The 19,189-nt window shown below is 38.7% G+C and carries 20 protein-coding genes and 4 tRNA genes; 22 read left to right on the top strand and 2 right to left on the bottom strand.

Annotated elements, in window-relative coordinates; translation table 11 throughout:
* Nucleotides 1-37 precede the first annotated feature (37 nt).
* The 17 genes from dapB to JET18_RS19420 all read left to right on the top strand — a co-directional run bounded on the left by dapB (nt 38) and on the right by JET18_RS19420 (nt 13,091).
* The gene (dapB, locus tag JET18_RS19500; RefSeq protein ID WP_202093939.1) at nt 38-739 is read left to right on the top strand and encodes a 4-hydroxy-tetrahydrodipicolinate reductase; all 702 of its coding nucleotides are present in this window, start codon (nt 38-40) and stop codon (nt 737-739) included.
* A gap of 127 nt (nt 740-866) precedes the next feature.
* On the top strand, nt 867-2,507 hold the full coding sequence (gene lepB / locus JET18_RS19495; RefSeq protein ID WP_202093937.1) for a signal peptidase I: 1,641 nt from the start codon (nt 867-869) through the stop codon (nt 2,505-2,507).
* A 65-nt stretch (nt 2,508-2,572) separates the two neighbouring features.
* Complete coding sequence (locus tag JET18_RS19490; protein WP_202094371.1) at nt 2,573-3,190, top strand: WbqC family protein; 618 nt, start codon at nt 2,573-2,575, stop codon at nt 3,188-3,190.
* A 25-nt stretch (nt 3,191-3,215) separates the two neighbouring features.
* Nucleotides 3,216-4,898, top strand: coding sequence for a S8 family serine peptidase (locus tag JET18_RS19485; protein WP_202093935.1), 1,683 nt, complete (start codon nt 3,216-3,218; stop codon nt 4,896-4,898).
* A 125-nt stretch (nt 4,899-5,023) separates the two neighbouring features.
* Complete coding sequence (locus tag JET18_RS19480) at nt 5,024-5,515, top strand: lipocalin family protein (RefSeq protein ID WP_202093933.1); 492 nt, start codon at nt 5,024-5,026, stop codon at nt 5,513-5,515.
* Nucleotides 5,516-5,540: 25 nt separating this feature from the next.
* Nucleotides 5,541-6,230, top strand: coding sequence for an OmpA family protein (locus tag JET18_RS19475; protein WP_202093931.1), 690 nt, complete (start codon nt 5,541-5,543; stop codon nt 6,228-6,230).
* Nucleotides 6,231-6,338: 108 nt separating this feature from the next.
* Nucleotides 6,339-7,226, top strand: a complete 888-nt coding sequence (locus JET18_RS19470; RefSeq protein ID WP_202093929.1) for a decaprenyl-phosphate phosphoribosyltransferase — start codon at nt 6,339-6,341, stop codon at nt 7,224-7,226.
* A complete protein-coding gene (locus JET18_RS19465; RefSeq protein ID WP_202093927.1) occupies nt 7,223-8,542 on the top strand; it encodes an FAD-binding oxidoreductase in 1,320 nt (439 codons plus the stop codon). The genes JET18_RS19470 and JET18_RS19465 overlap by 4 nt, the downstream gene beginning before the upstream one ends.
* The gene (locus tag JET18_RS19460; RefSeq protein ID WP_202093925.1) at nt 8,542-9,267 is read left to right on the top strand and encodes an SDR family NAD(P)-dependent oxidoreductase; all 726 of its coding nucleotides are present in this window, start codon (nt 8,542-8,544) and stop codon (nt 9,265-9,267) included. The genes JET18_RS19465 and JET18_RS19460 overlap by 1 nt, the downstream gene beginning before the upstream one ends.
* A gap of 639 nt (nt 9,268-9,906) precedes the next feature.
* A complete protein-coding gene (locus JET18_RS19455; protein ID WP_202093917.1) occupies nt 9,907-10,494 on the top strand; it encodes an HAD family hydrolase in 588 nt (195 codons plus the stop codon).
* 23 nt (nt 10,495-10,517) lie between these two features.
* Complete coding sequence (locus tag JET18_RS19450; RefSeq protein ID WP_202093915.1) at nt 10,518-10,982, top strand: hypothetical protein; 465 nt, start codon at nt 10,518-10,520, stop codon at nt 10,980-10,982.
* A gap of 2 nt (nt 10,983-10,984) precedes the next feature.
* The gene (locus JET18_RS19445; RefSeq protein WP_202093913.1) at nt 10,985-12,160 is read left to right on the top strand and encodes a cysteine desulfurase family protein; all 1,176 of its coding nucleotides are present in this window, start codon (nt 10,985-10,987) and stop codon (nt 12,158-12,160) included.
* Between the two features lie 85 nt (nt 12,161-12,245).
* The gene (gene trxA / locus JET18_RS19440) at nt 12,246-12,563 is read left to right on the top strand and encodes a thioredoxin (protein WP_202093911.1); all 318 of its coding nucleotides are present in this window, start codon (nt 12,246-12,248) and stop codon (nt 12,561-12,563) included.
* Between the two features lie 132 nt (nt 12,564-12,695).
* Nucleotides 12,696-12,769, top strand: a tRNA-Asp gene (locus JET18_RS19435).
* A gap of 35 nt (nt 12,770-12,804) precedes the next feature.
* Nucleotides 12,805-12,878 (top strand) — tRNA-Asp (locus JET18_RS19430).
* Between the two features lie 33 nt (nt 12,879-12,911).
* A tRNA-Asp gene (locus JET18_RS19425) sits at nt 12,912-12,985 on the top strand.
* Nucleotides 12,986-13,017: 32 nt separating this feature from the next.
* Nucleotides 13,018-13,091: transfer RNA gene (locus JET18_RS19420), tRNA-Asp, on the top strand.
* Nucleotides 13,092-13,574: 483 nt separating this feature from the next.
* On the opposite strand, the gene JET18_RS19415 is transcribed toward JET18_RS19420, so the two are convergent.
* A complete protein-coding gene (locus JET18_RS19415) occupies nt 13,575-14,255 on the bottom strand; it encodes an aspartate/glutamate racemase family protein (RefSeq protein WP_202093904.1) in 681 nt (226 codons plus the stop codon).
* Between the two features lie 212 nt (nt 14,256-14,467).
* Here JET18_RS19415 and JET18_RS19410 point away from each other — a divergent pair, with 212 nt between their 5' ends.
* Genes JET18_RS19410 through JET18_RS19400 form a run of 3 tightly spaced genes read left to right on the top strand, consistent with a single transcriptional unit; the run spans nt 14,468 to nt 16,319 of the window.
* Nucleotides 14,468-14,887 (top strand): hypothetical protein, encoded by a 420-nt coding sequence (locus JET18_RS19410; protein ID WP_202093896.1) that lies wholly within the window; start codon nt 14,468-14,470, stop codon nt 14,885-14,887.
* An 11-nt stretch (nt 14,888-14,898) separates the two neighbouring features.
* Nucleotides 14,899-15,474 (top strand): hypothetical protein, encoded by a 576-nt coding sequence (locus JET18_RS19405; protein ID WP_202093894.1) that lies wholly within the window; start codon nt 14,899-14,901, stop codon nt 15,472-15,474.
* Nucleotides 15,475-15,488: 14 nt separating this feature from the next.
* Nucleotides 15,489-16,319 (top strand): XAC2610-related protein, encoded by an 831-nt coding sequence (locus tag JET18_RS19400; RefSeq protein ID WP_202093892.1) that lies wholly within the window; start codon nt 15,489-15,491, stop codon nt 16,317-16,319.
* 357 nt (nt 16,320-16,676) lie between these two features.
* Here the strand turns inward: JET18_RS19400 and JET18_RS19395 are convergent, their stop codons facing one another.
* Nucleotides 16,677-17,054 (bottom strand): hypothetical protein, encoded by a 378-nt coding sequence (locus JET18_RS19395; protein WP_202093890.1) that lies wholly within the window; start codon nt 17,052-17,054, stop codon nt 16,677-16,679.
* 161 nt (nt 17,055-17,215) lie between these two features.
* Here JET18_RS19395 and JET18_RS19390 point away from each other — a divergent pair, with 161 nt between their 5' ends.
* On the top strand, nt 17,216-17,974 hold the full coding sequence (locus JET18_RS19390; RefSeq protein WP_202093888.1) for a response regulator transcription factor: 759 nt from the start codon (nt 17,216-17,218) through the stop codon (nt 17,972-17,974).
* A gap of 128 nt (nt 17,975-18,102) precedes the next feature.
* The gene (locus JET18_RS19385) at nt 18,103-19,125 is read left to right on the top strand and encodes a L,D-transpeptidase (RefSeq protein ID WP_317193278.1); all 1,023 of its coding nucleotides are present in this window, start codon (nt 18,103-18,105) and stop codon (nt 19,123-19,125) included.
* Nucleotides 19,126-19,189: the final 64 nt, after the last annotated feature.

The raw sequence follows: 19,189 nt of genomic DNA, 5'->3' as shown, positions 1-19,189 counted from the left end.
ACCTTAAGGGTCATGAGATCATCATAAAATATACCACATGAGAATAGCATTAGTTGGATACGGTAAAATGGGGAAGATCATTGACGAGATCGCACAGAAGAGAGGTCATGAAATCGTGGCACGGCTGAAAGAAACTCCAACTGCTGAAAATCTTAACAATCCGGATGTAGCTATCGAATTTTCACTGCCTGAAGCGGCATTTGACAATATCAAAGCCTGTCTTGAGAATAAAATTCCCGTGATCTGTGGAACCACAGGCTGGCTGGAGAAAAAAGAAGAGGTGGAAAAAATGGCTGTAGATCATGATGCAGCGTTTCTATACGGATCAAATTTCAGTTTAGGGGTAAATTTATTTTTTGCCCTGAACGAAAAAGTAGCCGAAATCATGAAAAATGTAGATGAATATTCCTGCCAATTGGAAGAAATTCATCACGTTCACAAAAAAGATGCTCCCAGCGGTACTGCAATTTCCATCGCGGAAGGAATCATCAAAAACAATCCTAAATTTAACGCCTGGAAACTGGAAGAAACACAAAGTGATCAGCTTGGAATTTTTGCGGTCCGCGAAGATGAGGTTCCCGGCACCCACAGCGTGTTTTATAAAAGCGAGGTGGATGAAATTGAGATCAAACATACGGCTTTCAACAGAAACGGGTTTGCACTCGGAGCTGTAGTGGCTGCAGAATGGATCAGGGATAAAAAAGGAAATTTTACAATGAAAGACGTTTTGGGGCTTTAATTTGTAACAAATTCTTTAAATTGCATACCAATAAAAACAAAATGATGAATAGTAAATTATGAATAGCAGAGCGCTGTAATCATTTATTACTCATCATTTATATATTTAGAATAGGCACAGAAAAATTATGAATTATTTTTTAACTTATACAGTATATGTTCTCATTCTGTCTGTACTGATGGGAATTTCCACCTGGAAGCTGTTCAAAAAAATGGGGTATAGTCCCTTATTTGCATTCATCCCTTTCTATAATTACTTTATTATTTTAAAGGAGACCAAGCATCCGAAATGGTGGGCTATCCTGTCCTATCTTCCGATAGTGGGGCCTATTATGATGTCTGTGTTTCATATTTATTTAATGAAGAAATTCGGAAAGAGCCTTTTCCAGAACCAGCTTCTTACGGTGATTCTGCCTTTCATTTATATGGCTACGGTAAACTATTCTAAAGACGTAGAAATAGAAGATGAAAACGCGAATGATCTTTTCATTACAGACGAAGAAAAAGAATCAAAAAAGAAAGATACATTCATTGGGTCTATTACCTTTGCTGTGGTTTTTGCCACTATCATCCACGTATTTGTAACCCAGCCTTTCGGGATTCCTACAGGATCCATGGAAAGAACATTGCTGGTAGGTGACTTCCTTTTCGTGAACAAATGGAGCTACGGATACAGAATGCCGATGCGCCCTGTGGCCATTCCATTCCTTCAGGGAACCATTATGGATACAGGACAGAAAGGTAACCCTAAAGATGATGCGAAATCTTATGTGGATGCCGTAAAACTTCCTTATACAAGAATTTTTCAGTTCAGCAAGCCGCAGAAAAATGATGTGGTGGTTTTCAACTATCCAAGAGATTCCGTGCATACAGCGATCGACAGAAAAGATCCTTATGTAAAAAGATGTGTGGCTGTAGCCGGAGATACTTTCGAAATGAGAGCTGGAAGACTTTTTGTTAACGGAAAACCTGAAACGGTTTTAGGAGATCAGGAAGTACAGCACAGATATATCGTGAATACAGGGAGCCAACTGGATATTCCTGCATTATATAACACCTATGGATTCTTACCTGTACAGGAAATTCAGAGTGATAAAGGATATATGTATGCTTTCCAGGGACTGACTGATAAAACAGCTAAGGAAATCAAAGAACTTCCTCAGGTTATCGACATGAAGGAGGATATCACTCCAAAAGGTGAAGCCGCGGTATATTACAGAGACGAAGCCAAAACAAAAATAGACACTACACAATCCATTTATCCGATCAACAAACCCTGGAACCAGGATTGGTATGGACCGCTTAAAATCCCTAAAAAAGGTGATGTAGTAGCGATCAATAACGAGACCCTTCCAATGTATCAGTGGATTATTTCCGAGTATGAGCACAACAGCCTTGAGAAAAAGAACGGAAAGATCTTCATCAATGGTAAAGAAGCGGCTCAGTATACCATTCAGCAGGATTATTATATGATGGTTGGGGATAACAGAGATGCTTCATTGGATGCAAGATTCTTTGGTGTGGTTCCGGAAGAAAATATCGTTGGAAAACCGATGTTCACATGGATGAGTCTTCAGGGAGCTTTCTCAGACAGCAGCTCTTCTTATCAGGCGCCGTTCAAGATCCGTTGGGACAGAATGTTTAAAGCAACAAACACAGGAGAAGCCAATAAAACTTCATACTGGTGGATTGCTGCCATGATTCTTATCCTTTTCTTCGGATGGGAGTATTTCGTGAAATTGTTCAGAAAGAACAAAACGGAAGAATAGTTATTATTGAATTAAAAAATTTAAAATAGAATGAAGTGTTTGAAAAAATACTTCATTTTTGTATCATGAATATGACGAATGTATTATTGCCGGTATTTTATATGCCTCCGGTTTCATGGTTTTCAGTGTTTTTAAATCCTGAAAACGAGATTATATTTGAACAGTTTGAAAACTTTCCGAAGCAGACCTATAGAAACAGAGCCAACATCTATGGAGCCAACGGGAAGCTTTCTTTGATCATTCCGATCAATCATAACGGTAAAAGAGAATACAAAGATATTGAGATCTCCTACCGTGAAGACTGGAGAAATCTGCACTGGAAATCCATCAAGACCGCTTATCAGAGCTCGCCTTATTTTGAATATTATGAAGATAAGCTCAGGAAAATATTTGAGCTGGAAGAGAAATTTCTTCTTGATTTCAACCTTAAAGGCCTGGAAATTATTCAGCAGATTCTTAAAACAGAAAAGGCACAGTCTTTGAATGAAGAATATATCAAAAATCCGGAAAGTATCAGTTTCAGAGAGAAATTTTCAGCCAAAATTCCTTCTGAATTTCAGATGGAAGACTATTACCAGACCTTCTCTGATAAACTTGGATTTTTGAAAGATTTATCAGTTTTGGACCTGATTTGTAACAAAGGCCCTGAATCTCTGACTTATATAAAAAGTATCAAACTTTAATTAAGGTAAAAATAATTATCAACATATGAAAAAGGTATTATTAGCTGCTGTTTTTCTGGCAGGTTTTAGCTTCTCTTACGCTCAGGAATCTCAGGCGAAGAGCATTGATCCAAAAGAAGATAAAGATCTGATGACTTGGTATCATAAAGATTTTTCAACATCAAAAGTATACGGAGTCAATACGGCAAACGCTTATAAATATTTAGAATCTAAAGGTCTTAAGCCTAAAACGGTTGTAGTAGGAGTTTTAGACAGCGGAGTTCAGGTAGACCACCCGGGTCTTGTGAAAAATGTATGGTCAAATCCTAATGAAGTTCCTGGAAATGGAAAAGATGATGATGGAAACGGATACATCGATGACGTACACGGCTGGAATTTTATCGGTGGGAAAAACGGAGATATTGATATCGACAATATGGAAGTAACCAGAGTTGTTGCTAAATATAAGCCTGTTTTCGAAGGGGATGATTCTACAAAAAACAAAGCAAATCAGTCTAAAATGCCGGAAGAATTTGCGATGTATATGAAGGCTAAAGAGCTTTTTACTGCTAAAAGTGCAGAAGCAAAACAGGGCTTTCAGACTTATACAAAAATCAACAGTCTTATTCCTAATATGGTAAAACTGTTGGGAGGCAAGCCTGTTACTGCAGCTACACTGGAAGGAATTAAACCTTCTACAGCACAGGATGATGCGATTGCGCTTCAGGTTCTGGGCCAGGTTTCAACAAATCCTGAATTCCAGGGTAAATCTGCTGTTGAATTTGAAAAAATCATGAAAGAGCAGATGAAAGAAGCTATTGATCACTTTGCGCCACAAGCTAAGCAGTATGATCTGAGCTATGATCCGAGAAAAGAAATTGTAGGCGATAACTACGATGACTATTCTGAAAAAAGCTACGGAAACAACGACTATGAAGGTCCTGATGCAGAGCACGGAACTCACGTAGCTGGAATTATTGCCGGTCTTCCGCAGGGAAAAGAAATACAGTACGGGGTAGCTTCAAAAGTAGCTAAAATTATGTCTGTAAGAACTGTTCCAAACGGAGACGAGAGAGATAAAGACGTTGCCAATGCCATCAGATATGCCGTAGATAACGGAGCGAAGATCCTTAACATGAGCTTCGGGAAACCTGTATCACCAGGGAAAAATGTGGTTTGGGATGCTTTCAAATATGCTGAAGACAAAGGCGTTCTTCTCGTAAAAGCAGCTGGTAATGAAAATGAAGACGTAGCCGAGCACCTTGCTTTCCCTACGAACTTTAAAAATGTGGCAGACGAAAAACCGTTCGTAAACAACGTATTGGTTGTAGGGGCAAGCACAAACAGAAATAGCGACCTAAGAGCAAGCTTCTCCAATTACAACAAGAAAATGGTGAACGTTTTTGCACCGGGAGAACAAATCTACTCTACAGTTCCTAAAAACGAATATAAATACCTTCAGGGGACTTCTATGGCATCACCGGTTGTAGCGGGAGCAGCGGCTGTATTATTAGCCTATATGCCAGAACTGAAGCCTGATCAGATCATTGAAGCATTGGTAAAAAGCAGCAATCTGAGCGCTGAAAACAAATTCCCAGACTATTCTCAGGCTGGAGGCGTTATAGATCTTCAGAAAGCAGCAGAATATGCGTATACCAACTTTTACAAAGGGAAATCTTCGGTAAGCAAGAAGCCTGCGAAATCCGTAAAAAAGGCTGTTAAAAAATAATTTATCTTCCTGTATAGAAGGAGAAACCATTTAAAGTCCGAAATTTTCGGACTTTTTTTATTTTTATAATTCAATTTGGCACGGTTTTTTGTAGCTTTATAAATAACAAAATAATAAACAACATAATGAAAAAGTTACTACTTGCAGGATTGATTGGAACATCTCTTTTTGCAGTGTCTTGTTCCTCAGTGAAAAATGCAGAAAATTCACAAAATCAGAGAGTTGAATACCTTAAATTAAAAGGTGACTGGCAGATTACCAGTATAGATTATGAAAAAGGACTTAAAATCAAGCCTTTTGATGAAGGAGCAGACGCTCAGTGTTTTGTAGGAAGCCATTGGAGATTAATTCCAAATAACTACACAGGTGCATACACCTTAAACGGCGGTGGAGCGTGCCCAAGCGTTACCCAGCCTATTAAATTCGAAGTAAAGGACGGCAATACCTTCATGTTTAAGAAAATTGCTGCAGGTACTAAAGCCAAGCAAAATCTGGCAGGATATACCCTGACGATTACCAACCAGTCTACGGATCAGTTTTCCCTTGTACAGAATGTTCCTTTCGACGGAAGCACAGTACAGGTGGTTTACAACTTCCAGAGAACAGGAATGAAATAATTTATCAACATAAAAGATCAAAAAAATGAAATTTACTAAAACATATATAGGAGCTCTTTTCTTATCATCCGCATTATTATTAACAAGCTGTGAGGCTGTTCAGAATTCTAACCACCAGCAGAGAGGTACAGCCGTAGGGGTTGCATCAGGTGCTGTAATTGGAGGTATTTTGGGGAATAATGTAGGAAGTGGTAAAAACTCAGCTTTAGGAGCAGTATTGGGAGGTATTATCGGTGGTGTTGCAGGTAACGTAATCGGTAACAAAATGGATAAGCAGGCTAAGCAGATCAAAGAAACTTTACCAGGTGCTGAAGTAGAAAGAGTAGGGGACGGTATTAAGATTACCATGAACGAAAGCATCGTAAACTTTGCGTTTGACTCTTCAAACCTTACTTCTGTTGCTCAGACCAACCTTAATAAATTAGCTCAGGTTCTTGCTGATAACCCGGATACCAATATCAACATCTACGGTCATACAGACAGCAAAGGTGCAGATTCTTACAACCTTTCTCTTTCTCAGAGAAGAGCAGATGCTGTAAAAGCTTATTTGTCCGGTAAAGGAATTGCATCAAGCAGAATGTTTACAAAAGGTGAAGGTGAATCTATGCCGGTGGCTACCAACGATACAGACGAAGGAAGAGCTAAAAACAGAAGAGTGGAATTTGCTATTACCGCGAATGAAAAAATGATTAATGAAGCCAAACAAGGGCAGTAATTAATTTAATTATATAAATATTTTCGTAAAAGACCGCCCCGGCGGTTTTTTTTGTATTTTTATGTTTTGAATTTTGAATTCACTATTTTTGTAACCGAAATAGCATAAATGAAGAAATATCTTAAACTCCTCCGTGTGGAGCAATGGGTGAAAAACCTGTTTGTTTTCGTCCCTCTGTTTTTTTCCGGAAACATTACAAACATAGACTTACTGACCAAAAGTGTCTTTGCTTTCATTATTTTTTCCCTTGCCGCCAGTGTTGTTTATATCCTTAACGATTATAATGATATTGAGGCAGACCGGAAGCATCCCGAAAAAAGAAGACGGCCGCTTGCCAGTGGCGCTATTTCAAAATCAAAAGCTGTTGGAATTCTCACAGGGCTTGTTATTGCCGATCTGGCTCTTGTATTTCTTGCCCAGATCTATTTTCAGGAATCTTTATGGAAGTTTGCAACCATCATAGGCTTGTATATTGTGATCAATCTCGCTTATACTTTCAAGCTGAAGCATGTTCCCATTATTGATATATTCATTATCGCATTAGGTTTTGTACTCAGAGTTCTGGCCGGTGGTTATATTACGGGGATTGGTATTTCGCAGTGGGCGATCCTGCTGACATTTGTACTCGCCCTTGTCCTCGCGATCGGAAAAAGAAGGGGAGAACTCATTAATGCTCAGGTTTCCGGGAAAACAAGAAAAGCGCTGGATGGCTATAACGTACAGTTTGCAGATATTGCCCTTTCCATTTCAGTGACGCTGGCGATTGTCTGTTACCTGATGTTTACCCTGTCTCCCGAAGTACAGGCAAGATTTCATGAAAGGGTTTTTTATACCGTGATATTCGTTGTTTTTGCATTTTTAAGATATCTGCAGCAGACTTTAGTGTACAACAGAACGGAGTCTCCTACGAAAATAGTTTACAGAGACAGGTATATTCAGATAACCTTAGTGTTATGGGTCGCCGCATTTTTAATTCAGATTTACTTTAAAAAATGAAGCCGAATTTCACACAGAAAGTGACCAATTGGGGTAATTTCCCGGTCGTAGAAAAAGAAATGAGATCCGAGGACAGCTTCAAAAAAATAAAGGAGTTTGTACTCGGTCATAATGAAGTCATTGCAAGGGGAAACGGAAGATGCTATGGAGATGCTTCACTGGGAGAGACCATATTTTCCACCAAAAAATTAAATAAATTCATCAGTTTTGACCGTCTCAACGGGGTAATAGAATGTGAATCCGGCGTACTGCTTTCAGATATACTTGAAATTTCAGTTCCGCAGGGCTACTTTCTGTATGTGACTCCCGGGACCAAATTTATTTCCGTAGGCGGAGCCATTGCTTCAGATGTTCACGGAAAAAACCATCATGCAGAAGGCTGCTTCTCAGAATATGTTATTGATTTTAAATTAATGACTGAAAATGGGGAGATCATCACCTGTTCAAGAGAGGAAAATCCAGATAAATTCTGGGCGACCATCGGAGGAATGGGGCTTACAGGAATTATTCTTACCGTAAAATTCAAGCTTAAAAATATAGAATCTGCTTACATCCGCCAGGAAAGCATTAAAGCAGAGAATCTGGATGAGATATTCAGGCTCTTTGAAGAAAGCGAAAACTGGACGTATACCGTAGCGTGGATCGACTGTCTTCAGAAAGGAAAAAATCTGGGAAGAAGCATTTTAATGAGAGGGGAACACGCTTTTCAGCACGAACTTCCGCAAAATCTGGCCAGACAGCCTTTAAGATTAAAGAAAAAACTGCAGCCTACCGTTCCGTTTTATTTTCCGGGATTTGTTCTGAATGCGCTCACCGTAAAGATCTTCAATCTTCTGTATTATAAAAAGCAGGCCAGAAAAGAAGTGAAATCCTTCATTGATTATGAAACCTTTTTCTATCCGCTGGATGCCATTACAGATTGGAATAAGATCTACGGAAAATCCGGTTTTATCCAGTATCAGATGGTTATTCCGAAAGAAACGGGAAGAGAAGGCATGAAGCAGATTCTGGAAACCATTGCTGCAAGCGGGAACGGGTCGTTTTTAGCTGTTTTAAAGCTCTTCGGAAAGAATAATCCGGAAGCTTACAATTCATTTCCTTTTGAAGGCTATACGCTCGCCCTTGATTTTAAAGTGAATTCAAAACTGGAAAAACTCGTGAAAAAACTCGATGATATTGTACAGCAGTTCGGAGGAAGGATCTATCTTACCAAAGACAGCATGAGTAGATCTTCGCTCACGAATTACCTGAAAAATATTCAAAGTTCAAAATTTGTGTCATTACAGCACAAAAGAATCATAAACAACAATTCATAATGATAGTTCTGGGAAGTACGTCTGAAGTGGCGCAGGCTTTTGTGGAAAAGGCGCTCCAGGAAGGAGAAAAGTTTGAAAAAATTTATCTTTTCACTTCGAGTAAGGAGACTACCGAAAGATTTGCAAGGCATATTGATGTCAAATTTCTGCAGCAATCCGAGGTGATAGAGATTGATCTGATGAAAGAAATTGATTATACTACCTTTGATCATGTCAGTTCGCACATATTATTTTGTGCCGTAGGGTATTTGGGAGACGGAACCGAGGAAGGTCTTTATGACAACAGGAATACGGAAAAGATCATTAATATCAATTATTCAAAGCTGATTCCGGTGATGAACTATTTTGCTCAGAAGTTTGAAAGCAGAAGATCTGGAACCATTATCGGGCTTTCATCCGTAGCCGGAGATCGTGGAAGACAGAGTAATTTTATCTATGGGAGCGCAAAAGCGGCTTTTACAGCTTATCTTAGCGGGCTCAGAAACTATCTTTTTGAGAAGAAAGTACATGTTCTTACCGTTAAACCGGGTTTTATGGCCACAAAAATGACGGAAGGACTGCCATTGAATCCCAAACTGACGGCTACACCTAAACAAGCTGCGGCCTGCATTTACAAAGCCTTCAAAAAGCAGAAGAATGTAGCCTATGTTTTGCCGGTTTGGAGTATTATTATGATGATTATCAGAAATATACCTGAATTTATATTCAAGAAATTAAAGCTTTAGCGTTATTTTGAAAGATAAAATCATATATAAGTCCAATTCTTTTTCAATTAATCTTTTCGTTTTTTTTCTGGGATTTATTTTCTTCAGTTTAATGATTGTTTTGAGTTACAGCTCTCTGGAACAACATTCAGATACAGATTCGAAAATTGCGCTTTATATTATTGATTCTGGATTTTTACTGTTTGCGTTAGGCTCATTGTTCTATTTTCTAAAGACTCAGGTCATTAAAATAACCCACAATGACCTGATTGTTTCCTACCAGTTTTTACCTTTTTCAAGAAAGATTTCGCTTGAAGATATTATGGGATTCAAACAGATACCAAGACCTGTAAAATATTCGAAAGGATTTGAGAAGCAGAAAACTGTTTATACTATTTTTGAAACATTCATTATACTGAAAAACGGCAAAAAAATCAGAACCTATGCTTTAGATGATTTCGAATTCAGGGAAGTGAGAAAATTAGTGGAAAAAATAAAAAGAAAGGAAGGAAATGTTGAAGTAAATAGATTAACCACCGGAGAATTTGTTTTTCAAAATTTATCTATGATTTTGTTTTTAATAATTTGCTTATTTTTGATTGCCGGGTTATCGAACGCTTTAATCAATAACTCATAAAATTTACCTTAAGCCATAGATTTATGAAAAAGTTGTATTGTTTTGATTTTGACGGAACCATAACGTATAAGGATACCATGTTCATGTATCTTAAATTCTACGATTCTACCAAATTCCGGATACAATTTTTAAGACATGTTCCTCTCTTTATTTTATTGAAACTGAAGCTTGCCGAAACGGAAAAAGTGAAGAAAAGCTTTATAGGATCTATTCTCAAAGGGCAGAGCCAGGAAAAGATAGAAATGAAATCCAAACTGTTTTTCGAGCACCATTACCCGAAAATTGTACGGGAAAACGCTCTTGACTTTATTAAAAATATCGATAGGGATAATACACAGAGTTTATTGGTTACCGCTTCGCTTGATATCTGGGTGAAACCTTTTGCGGAAGAACTGAAAATGCAGCTGGTTTCTACCCGTGCAGAGTTTAAAAACGGCATCTTTACAGGGAATTTCATCGGAAAAAACTGCAATGGAAAAGAAAAACTGGTAAGAATAAAAGCTGAAATACACGACTCTAAATACGATAAAATAATTGCTTTCGGAGATACTTCCGGAGACCGCCAGATGCTGAAATGGGCAAATGAAGGTCATTACCAATTTTTTCACTAATTTTGGGAGGTAAAAATGTAAAAATGAACAGACTGCTTATTTTATGTACTGCAATCATAATGAGCTGTGCAGCGACGCCGTCTCAAAAATCACCAGGTATGCAGGAAAGCTCAGAACTTCTGGTTTCCGAGGCACAGGGCGGCCCGGATCAATCCGGATTCAAGATTGTAAAGAATGAACAGGAATTCCGGGATGTCATCAAAGGTAGTTTCGGTCTTATTGAAGTGGGTAAAGAGCCTTCTATCAACTACCCGAAATTTCCCAAAAACAAAAAAGTGGTTTTGTATCATATGGGCATGTTCAGATCGGGAAGCCACAGAATTAATACCGTTAAAAATACTTTCGTAAAAAACAATATCCTATACGTAGAGGTTCCTGAAACTCCTTCGGGCGGCATGGAAATTCAGGTGATTTCAAATCCCTGGTTTATGGTTGCCGTTCCTTCGGATTATCAGTTTACCTCAGTAGAATTAAAATACTCAAAATAAAAATGAACAAAATATATTTAGATAACGCTGCTACAACTCCGCTTTCAGAAGAAGTAATAGATGCCATGGTGGGAACTATGAAAATGAATTTCGGAAACCCTTCTTCTACCCACAGTTTCGGACAGGAAGCAAAAATCCTTATAGAAAATGTGAGAAGACAGGTGGCAGATTATCTTCACGTAACGCCTGCGGAGATTATCTTTACTTCGTGCGGAACAGAATCGAACAACATGATCATTAAATCCAGTGTAGAACACCTTGGCGTAGAAAGAATCATCAGTTCACCGCTTGAGCATAAATGTGTTTCAGAGAGTATTCTGGATATGAAGGCACGAAAAGGGGTAGAAGTAGCCTATATTCGTCCTAATGAAAAAGGAGATATCGACCTGAATAAACTGGAAGAATTATTAAAAGCTTCGGATAAAAAAACACTGGTAAGCTTAATGCATGCCAATAACGAAATCGGAAATATAGCAGATATCAGGAAAATTGCTGAATTATGCAAAGAAAATAACGCTCTTTTCCATTCGGATACTGTTCAGACTATGGCTCACATGAATCTGGATTTTTCAGATATTAAAGTAGATTTTGCATCATGCAGCGGCCACAAGTTTCATGGTCCGAAAGGTGTAGGCTTCGCTTTCATCAGAAAAGCCACAGGAATGAAGGGAATCATTACCGGAGGACCTCAGGAAAGAAGCTTAAGAGCCGGAACTGAGAATGTAAGCGGTATCGTAGGGCTTGGTAAAGCTCTGGAACTTTCTTTAAATCATATGGAAGAATACACCCGCCATATGCAGGAGATCAAAGATTATACGATAGAAAGACTTTCTGCAGTGATTCCGGGGATTAAATTCAATGGAAGAAGTGCCGAGAAGGAAAACAGCCTTTACACGGTGTTAAGTGCATTGCTGCCGTATAAAAACCCGTTGATCGGGCTTCAGCTGGATATGAAGGGAATTGCAATATCTCAGGGAAGTGCATGCTCTTCAGGAGCATCAAAACCTTCTATGGTAATGATGATGGTTCTTTCTGAGGATGAGATGGATCATTGTACGCCATTGCGTATTTCTTTCAGCCATATGACGACAAAAGAAGAAATCGATGCGCTGGCAGAGGCTTTGGCAGAAATTTCAAAGGACTTTGCTATAGAAAAAACAAATGTTGAGCATAGATAGTCTTATCGCTTAAAAAGCGTAATTTTGAATATCCAATTAAGGATTGAAACAAGAATATAATATTAATTTAAATAAAAGAAACAAAATGGCTTTAGAAATTACAGACAGCTCATTTCAGGACACGGTTTTAAAATCAGACAAGCCGGTATTGGTAGACTTCTGGGCAGTATGGTGCGGACCATGCAGAACTTTAGGACCAATCATCGAAGAAGTAGCATCAGATTTTGAAGGAAAAGCAGTGGTAGGAAAAGTTGATGTAGACAACAATCAGGAAATCTCTATGCAGTATGGCATCAGAAATATCCCTACAGTTCTGATTTTTAAGAACGGTGAAGTGGTTGATAAATTAGTAGGTGTAACTCCAAAGGAGATTATCGCTGAAAAATTAAGCGCGCACTTGTAAAAAATAACTTTGATAATGAATGCCTTCCGTTTTTGGAAGGCTTTTTATTTGCAAATAATTTGCAGATAACGAAAAAAGGTGTAATTTTGCAATCACAAAAAAGAAACGTAGTTCTTTATCACAACAGAAAATGATCCGGTAGTTCAGCTGGTTAGAATGCCGCCCTGTCACGGCGGAGGTCGCGGGTTCGAGTCCCGTCCGGATCGCAAAAGTTTTTCAATTTACTTTAAAAAAAAAATTAGATCCGGTAGTTCAGCTGGTTAGAATGCCGCCCTGTCACGGCGGAGGTCGCGGGTTCGAGTCCCGTCCGGATCGCAGAAGTTTTCTCAATTTCTTTTTAAAAAAATTGATCCGGTAGTTCAGCTGGTTAGAATGCCGCCCTGTCACGGCGGAGGTCGCGGGTTCGAGTCCCGTCCGGATCGCAGAAGTTTTCTCAATTTACTTTAAAAAAATTGATCCGGTAGTTCAGCTGGTTAGAATGCCGCCCTGTCACGGCGGAGGTCGCGGGTTCGAGTCCCGTCCGGATCGCAAGATCTTTAATCCCTTTCAAGCAATTGAAAGGGATTTTTGTTTGTATGTCTATCCACGACCTAAGGATAAATTTTACCGGATAAGGTGCAAAAATCAAAAAAATAATACACAATCAAACCTTATAGGTTTTTAAAACCTATAAGGTTTCGTTATTTAAATATACCTTCTGTTCAGATTTTACAAAGATTGATATTGACACTATGATAAAATCGACTTCGGAAAATGGAGCGTTAAGAAAATAAATGCTGCGAACGTTAAAAAAATTCTACTGTCCGAGGCGCGGGACGGAAATTGAAACGAAAAAGCAACAATACATCCGCGCAAGTTTTAGAGTTTTTAGAGAACAGGATTTATTTTTAGCGGAAGTTTCCAGGTCTTGAACTTTTGGTTCTTTTGCTTCAAGGTAAAAGAACAGTGATAAATCATTTAATTTTTCATTTCTGGGGCTGGGGATAGCTAAAGTTAAAAGTTCATCAGTATTTATAAAACAATATAGTCCACAATGGCCTCACAATGTATTTTCGTTGTATCAAAAACCGGAATGCTGAAATCATCCTGGCTGATCAGCATAGGAATTTCTGTACAGCCGAGAATAATACATTCTGCGCCGCGGCTTATAAGATCTCCTACAATGGAAATATAGCGGGTTTTAGTCTCAGGATTAATGAATCCCACGCCAAGTTCATCTTTTACGGTATGCTGGATATAATCCCTAGTTTCCTGACTGTCCGGAACCAGTACTTCCAGGCCGTATTCTTCCAGCTTATTTTTATAAAAATCCATTTCCATCGTAAACTTGGTTCCGATTAATCCAACTTTTGTAAGCCCTGCTTTCTGTATTGCTTTTGCCGTTTCAGTCCCAATGTGGATGATTGGAAGTTGTACCTTATCCTCAAGTTCGTCTGCAAAGAGATGAGCGGTATTGGCACACAGGACAATGCTGTCCACACCGCTGTTTTTCAGGTGTTGGCAGGCGTTGAGCAGTAAATCAAAGGAATTCACCCAGCCTTTGGCCTGAACGTCATTGAAATTTAAAGAATAGATCATGCATTCAGCGGCATTCAGTCCACCCAGCCTGGCATTAACGCCTTCATTAATGAATTGATAATAATCCAGGGTGGATACCCAGCTTATTCCTCCTACCAATCCTACTTTTTTCATAAAATTCTGTTATTGATTCAAGGCAAATCTAGATAAAAGTTTCCACTGTATGTTGTATGTCTGTAGGAAAATTTCGTTAAACACGGGTTCAGTTTTTCAAGGGTGTGGCCGTGTATTTATATTTTACTGCTGTTTTTGCTCAGATAACCTGTCCTGTCAAATGATTTATTCATGGTTTATTGCTACATTAGTGAAACGCATAAAGAGATTCAATGTCACAGAGAAAATTTATTCTGCTTTCCATCCTTAAAACATGGTTTATGGCTGCCGTTATTTCAATGATCATTTTGATTACTTATCTGGCAGCGACCAAAATTCCCGTACAGGATGGCAGTCCTCCCAGAAATTGTGATATGAGCGGTCTGGCGTATGGCATTGTATTGTTCTGGGTTTTGTCTTTGAGTCTGGTTTCCATCAGCAGTCTTTTTTCTCTTTTAAAAGGGTTCCGGGGAAATATAAAAAGGGGATTGTGCTGGTTTGCTCTTCCGGTACTTTTGGCGGGATGTTTTTTGGCAGGAATCTCCGGTGGGAATATAGATAAAGAGACTGTGGTTTTCTTTCTGATTGCTGATGTACCGTGGTTTCTTATCTGGACTTTTTACTATTATAAATTTATTTCTCTGTTTAAATAGTATATTGAACCATGACAAAAAGATTTCTACTATTATTGATGTTTGCTTTTCTTTTCATGTCCTGCAGCGGACAGGAGAATCCCGAATTTATTGGTCCGTCATATGGTGCTTTCGATCTGGATAAAATAACATTCAAAGAAGATCCGGACCATCTGTTATCCAAGGTTGAAAAATACTATCAGATACCCACGGAGAAAACAGTTGATGGAAAAATAATACCTTATAAAATTTACAGGATATTGCCGGAATACGTAACAGAAGGAATGTTCCTGTTCAGAAATTTAAAAATCAAAAAAAGAAATATTGTAGATTTTTATGTGGATCCGGCTAAAAAGCTCAGTATGGTTGAGTTTTCCGCTTATTTAACCATAAAAGAATACAATGACCTGCTGAAAGACAGAAGGGATTTCAAAGATATCACGCCCGATAATGTCCGTAAATTTCATAATGGAAAATATGAGATCCTTCAGAATATCCAAAATGAAAAGCAGATAGAAACAACATGGTACATCCTTAAAGTAAAAGATGAAAATGAACCCGGCTCCGATTATTTTCTAAGAGTATCCATAAAAAATATAAAACCATAAAACGTAAGATAACCATGAAAAAACTTTTTCTCCTCTTTGTAGCTGCTATTTTCGGGACTTTTCTGCATGCCCAGCCCATTACTTTAAAATCTGTTGATGCAGAAAAAGAGTTCAGGCTGAAACTGTATTACGGAAATGGCGGAAAAGGGGCCTTTGTACAGTATGAAGGGAAGAAAGATATTATTCCGTTAAGAGTTAAAAGCTACAGGCTGGATACTATTTCAGGAGGCCCGGATCAGCCTGCCAAACATTATTTTGCCTGGGATGAAATGGTTAACGGGAAATTTAACGGAACCTATAAACTGCTGCAAATGGGAAACTTTATTGTAGATGCTTCTTATCTGAGAGCAACAGGTTTCAGACATTTCAACCTTGAGCTTGTGGAAGAAGAAGGAGATCCGGATGGCGATGACAAATACCTGCTGTATGGTGCTATGATCTCTTTTAATCATTTTTATAATAACAAACTGCTGATTGAATATCCCGATGGGAGGAAGATGAATGCAGAACTTCCTTTTCCGGACAGACCTGATCCGGTCCAGCAAAGCATTATTGAAGATTATAATTTTGACGGATACGATGATCTTGCTTTCACCATTCCGGATGCAGGAATGGGTGTTTACAGTATGTTTACCATCTACCTTTATAACCCGAAAACAAAGCGGTTTAATCTGTTCAAAGAACCGGATTACTCAAAGTCCGAATGCTCATGCCTTTGCGATGTGGCTGTAGACAAAATAAATAAAGTGCTGTACACCGGATGCAGAGGAGGAGCTTCCTGGTATCAGGATGCTTACCGTTTTGATAAAAATGGAACGTTGAAGTGGGTTGGCTCGCATGAATGAGAATAGAGATTTTAGATAGGAAATTGTCAATGGTGAATTTTGCTCCACAGTGAATGGTGAATTTTCAGAGTTCAGAATCAAGATTCTGGATGTCAGATATCAGACGATAGATAATGATACTGGTGGCTTCGGGAGCCTCAGCCTCCAGTTATTTGCCGTTTCTTTCAATATTTCCGGGATTCGCACCCCAAACTCTAAAACGCTCCACTCTCAAACCCTCAAGGGCTACTACTCTCAAATCCTAAACTCAAACCTTGTGTAAAAAAAAATTACTGCCCGAAAAGACAGTAATTATAAGATCAGCGTATGATGCTTCGCTCAGTTTGTGTGATTTTTTTGCAAAAATTAATTCTATGATTAAAATTGCTGATCTTTAAGGGCTGCTTTAATCCGGCCTTTGTTTTTTAATATCTTCAGTCTGAATGCACCCGCATGGGTTGAGTTATTTACGATAAAAACTTCATGGGCGAAATTTATTGTAACGTAGACCGAATCGTTTTTGGGCAGCTCCTTTATTTCATGGTTATTGATTCTGTATTGAAGAAAATCGGTCTGTGAAGGATTGTATAAAACCACTTCAAGACTTTCTTTTGCTGAATTTTTTATGCTTAAACTTTTATGGGAGGGGATATTCCACTGGTTGCGGTAGATATGTCTGCCCCGGGTAATCTGAAAAGAGGTAAGAATAAATGCTGCACCGGCGATCAATAGTGAATAAAAATAAAGGTTTTTCATTTTTTAACGATCTGATTTGTTTTTATGATGCAGAATTATAATTATTTTTAACAAAAATAAATCACGGTATTTTGATAGCCACTACACTTTTGTGTAGATTTGCTGATGGATGAGAAATACTACACTTTTGGGTAGCTGTTTTGTTGATTGATCAATAGTATATGGAAGAAATTAACAGATTTTTTAACGATAAAAATGATGTCCGCAGCGATGCTGACATCAACCGCAGCCAGACCGCGGAATATCTTGAAACGGTGAAAGCGTTTTCAAGGCTTACCTACCAAAGTCTGTATGTAATAGATTATCAGACCAGAGAATTCGATTATGTGTCGGACAATCCTCTTTTTCTATGTGGGAAAACCTCGGAAGAAGTGAAAGAGATGGGCTATGCTTTTTATTTTCAGAATGTAAAGCCCGAAGACGTGGAACTGCTGATCAAAATCAATGAAGCAGGGTTTAATTTTTATGATAAAATTCCTGTGGAGGAACGGAAGCTGTATTCCATTTCTTATGATTTCAATTTGATCAACGGCAAAAAGAATATGGTGCTGGTCAATCATAAACTTACCCCTATGTTCCTTACCGAGGAAGGGCAGATCTGGAAGGCACTGTGTATTGTTTCGCTTTCCAACAGTACTTCTGCCGGAAATATTGTGATCAGCCGGGAAGGTTCCGATGATGTCTGGAAATTTGATCCTGAAGCCGGAAAATGGTTGAAAGATGAAAAAATAAAACTTTCGCAGAGGGAGTCTGAAATCCTGAGTCTTTACGCCAGCGGACTGACGATTAATGAAATTGCAGAAAAATTATTTATTTCGGCAGATACCGTAAAATTTCACCGCAAAAAACTTTTTGAAAAAATTGGAGTAAACAACATAGCAGAAGCACTTGCGTATGCTCAAACCAATAAACTGCTTTAAAATCATTTACATCCATACCGTTTTTTTACGGTATTTTTCACAAGCTCTTTTTTTGTTCAGTTTTAGGTCTGATATTTGCACTGGGTAGCCAAACTAGATGACCTGATTTATTTATGAAAAACATATCTGTGAAAAAAATACTTTTATATGCCGGTTTTTGCGCTGCAATGCTGGTTTCATGTAAAAAAGAAATTGAAAAAATAAGCGATACTTTAAAAGATACCGTTTCTTCATCAGAAACTCCGGCGGTAGAAAAAGATTCTATCAAGAAAGATTCTGTGGTGCAAAAGGAATCTGTGCCGCCTGCCATGCAGGAAACCGGTTTTTATAACGCGTTTGTCCTTCCAAAAGATAAAAAGCTGAGAGATTCCGTATATGCAGAATTCAGCAAGAAATACAATGAGAAGGAGCGCTATGCTATCCTTGCTCTGAACAGACTGGATTCCAAGAATAAATGGAATTCTGATACTTTGGTGGTTCCTGCCAAAATAGATACCACACTGATGTCTTATTCACCGTTTCCGATGCAGCTTGACATATTAAGCGGCGTGAAGAAATTTGTGATTTTTTCCTATCCAATACAGGCTTACGGGGTTTATTCCAACGGGAGCCTTGTGAAATGGGGCCCGACGAGTATGGGTAAAAAAGCAGCGCAGACCACACGTGGACTTACGTTTGCCAACTGGAAAAAGAAGCTGTCCATCTCTACAGTGAGCAGCGAGTGGAAACTTCCGTATAATTTCAATATCCATAATATTGGCGGTATCGGATGGCACCAGTATGATCTTCCGGGATATCCGGCCTCACACTCATGTTTACGTTTGCTGATGAAAGATGCCCAGTGGCTGTATTCTTATGCTGACACCTGGATCCTGAATCCCGGAGGTGCAACAACCAAAGCGAAAGGAACGCCTGTGATGGTGTTCGGGGATTATAAATGGGGTGGAAGAAAACCCTGGAGAAAACTTCTGGAAGACCCTAATGCGAACAATATTTCTGTGGAAGAAATGACCAAGCTTCTGGAATCTCATGTTGATAAAATGATCAAAGAACAGGATAACAGGGAAAAAGTAGCAGATTCCATTAAAACGGCTAAAGCTATGGCTGTACCGGCCCAGACTGAAAAGCCGGCTGAAATTCCTGCTAATTAATTCTGGCTGGAAGATGGAAGCGGGAGGCTGGAAGTTACTGTTAGGCAACACTATTAAATAGTTA

The organism is Chryseobacterium endalhagicum (genome assembly GCF_016745235.1).
GTDB lineage: Bacteria > Bacteroidota > Bacteroidia > Flavobacteriales > Weeksellaceae > Chryseobacterium > Chryseobacterium endalhagicum.
This window is presented reverse-complemented; position numbering and strand designations above follow the sequence as displayed.

Excerpts from the sequence above, each read along its gene's own strand:
- dapB (WP_202093939.1), top strand. The coding sequence starts at position 38 with ATGAGAATAGCATTAGTTGGATACGGTAAAATGGGGAAGATCATTGAC.
- lepB (WP_202093937.1), top strand. The coding sequence starts at position 867 with ATGAATTATTTTTTAACTTATACAGTATATGTTCTCATTCTGTCTGTA.
- JET18_RS19490 (WP_202094371.1), top strand. The coding sequence starts at position 2,573 with ATGAATATGACGAATGTATTATTGCCGGTATTTTATATGCCTCCGGTT.
- JET18_RS19485 (WP_202093935.1), top strand. The coding sequence starts at position 3,216 with ATGAAAAAGGTATTATTAGCTGCTGTTTTTCTGGCAGGTTTTAGCTTC.
- JET18_RS19480 (WP_202093933.1), top strand. The coding sequence starts at position 5,024 with ATGAAAAAGTTACTACTTGCAGGATTGATTGGAACATCTCTTTTTGCA.
- JET18_RS19475 (WP_202093931.1), top strand. The coding sequence starts at position 5,541 with ATGAAATTTACTAAAACATATATAGGAGCTCTTTTCTTATCATCCGCA.
- JET18_RS19470 (WP_202093929.1), top strand. The coding sequence starts at position 6,339 with ATGAAGAAATATCTTAAACTCCTCCGTGTGGAGCAATGGGTGAAAAAC.
- JET18_RS19465 (WP_202093927.1), top strand. The coding sequence starts at position 7,223 with ATGAAGCCGAATTTCACACAGAAAGTGACCAATTGGGGTAATTTCCCG.
- JET18_RS19460 (WP_202093925.1), top strand. The coding sequence starts at position 8,542 with ATGATAGTTCTGGGAAGTACGTCTGAAGTGGCGCAGGCTTTTGTGGAA.
- JET18_RS19455 (WP_202093917.1), top strand. The coding sequence starts at position 9,907 with ATGAAAAAGTTGTATTGTTTTGATTTTGACGGAACCATAACGTATAAG.
- JET18_RS19450 (WP_202093915.1), top strand. The coding sequence starts at position 10,518 with ATGAACAGACTGCTTATTTTATGTACTGCAATCATAATGAGCTGTGCA.
- JET18_RS19445 (WP_202093913.1), top strand. The coding sequence starts at position 10,985 with ATGAACAAAATATATTTAGATAACGCTGCTACAACTCCGCTTTCAGAA.
- trxA (WP_202093911.1), top strand. The coding sequence starts at position 12,246 with ATGGCTTTAGAAATTACAGACAGCTCATTTCAGGACACGGTTTTAAAA.
- JET18_RS19415 (WP_202093904.1), bottom strand. The coding sequence starts at position 14,255 with ATGAAAAAAGTAGGATTGGTAGGAGGAATAAGCTGGGTATCCACCCTG.
- JET18_RS19410 (WP_202093896.1), top strand. The coding sequence starts at position 14,468 with ATGTCACAGAGAAAATTTATTCTGCTTTCCATCCTTAAAACATGGTTT.
- JET18_RS19405 (WP_202093894.1), top strand. The coding sequence starts at position 14,899 with ATGACAAAAAGATTTCTACTATTATTGATGTTTGCTTTTCTTTTCATG.
- JET18_RS19400 (WP_202093892.1), top strand. The coding sequence starts at position 15,489 with ATGAAAAAACTTTTTCTCCTCTTTGTAGCTGCTATTTTCGGGACTTTT.
- JET18_RS19395 (WP_202093890.1), bottom strand. The coding sequence starts at position 17,054 with ATGAAAAACCTTTATTTTTATTCACTATTGATCGCCGGTGCAGCATTT.
- JET18_RS19390 (WP_202093888.1), top strand. The coding sequence starts at position 17,216 with ATGGAAGAAATTAACAGATTTTTTAACGATAAAAATGATGTCCGCAGC.